We start from the raw sequence: 1,057 nt of genomic DNA, 5'->3' as shown, positions 1-1,057 counted from the left end.
GGCTTTGTTGAATAAATCAGATTTCGGGTAAGTCTCCCCCGTAGCGGGTTGTGTTTTCAGGCAATACGCACGCTTTCAGGCATACCTGCTTTCGTCATTTTGTTCAGCGCTCGTACCAGGGCCATAGCCTCCGCAACCTGACCATCGTAGTCACGCAGCGTCAGTGAACCCCCGAACAGCTGTTTTACCCGGTACATCGCCGTTTCCGCTATCGAGCGACGATTGTAATCTGTTGTCCATTTCCACCGCGCATTACTCCCGGTCAGCCGCTGATTCGCAACAGCACGGTTACGGTCTGCATATTCACCGGGCCAGTAACCCGCACCTTTTCGGGGCGGGATAAGCGCGCTGATTTTCTTACGCCGCAGTTCATCGTGACAGAGCCGGGTGTCGTAAGCGCCGTCTGCCGATGCTGCCCTGATTTTTCTGTGAGTCTGCCGGATAAGACCCGGGAAGGCTTCTGAGTCCGTCACATTGTTCAGCGACAGGTCTGCACAGATGATTTCATGTGTGTTGCTGTCAACTGCCAGATGCAACTTTCGCCATATACGACGGCGTTCTTTGCCGTGTTTTTTGACTTTCCATTCGCCTTCACCAAAGACCTTCAGCCCGGTGGAATCAATCACCAGATGCGCGATTTCACCTCGGGTGAACGTTTTGAAACTGACATTAACCGACTTTGCGCGCTTGCTGACACTGGTGTAATCCGGGCAGCGCAACGGAACATTCATCAGTGTAAAAATGGAATCAATAAAACCCTGTGCAGCCCGCAGGGTCAACCTGAACACGCGTTTAATGACCAGAACGGTGGTGATGGCGAGATCAGAATAGCGCTGAGGTCTTCCCCGTGATGAAGGCGTTGCCGACTCATACCAGGCCTGAATAGCTTCATCATCCAGCCAGAAAGTTATGGAGCCACGGTTGATGAGGGCTTTATTGTAGGTGGGCCAGTTGGTGATTTTGAACTTTTGCTTTGCCACGGAACGGTCTGCGTTGTCGGGAAGATGCGTGATCTGATCCTTCAACTCAGCAAAAGTTCGATTTATTCAACAAAGCC

Annotated in this window: 1 protein-coding gene; it reads right to left on the bottom strand. The window is 51.9% G+C overall.

Features of this window, described 5'->3' with window-relative positions; genetic code table 11:
- Positions 1 to 56: 56 nt before the first annotated feature.
- Positions 57 to 980 (bottom strand): IS5 family transposase, encoded by a 924-nt coding sequence (locus tag V6E55_RS25495; RefSeq protein WP_016338361.1) that lies wholly within the window; start codon positions 978 to 980, stop codon positions 57 to 59.
- Between the last annotated feature and the right edge of the window lie 77 nt (positions 981 to 1,057).

The organism is Enterobacter sp. 342, from assembly GCF_036663495.1.
Taxonomy (GTDB): Bacteria; Pseudomonadota; Gammaproteobacteria; order Enterobacterales; family Enterobacteriaceae; genus Enterobacter.
This window is presented reverse-complemented; position numbering and strand designations above follow the sequence as displayed.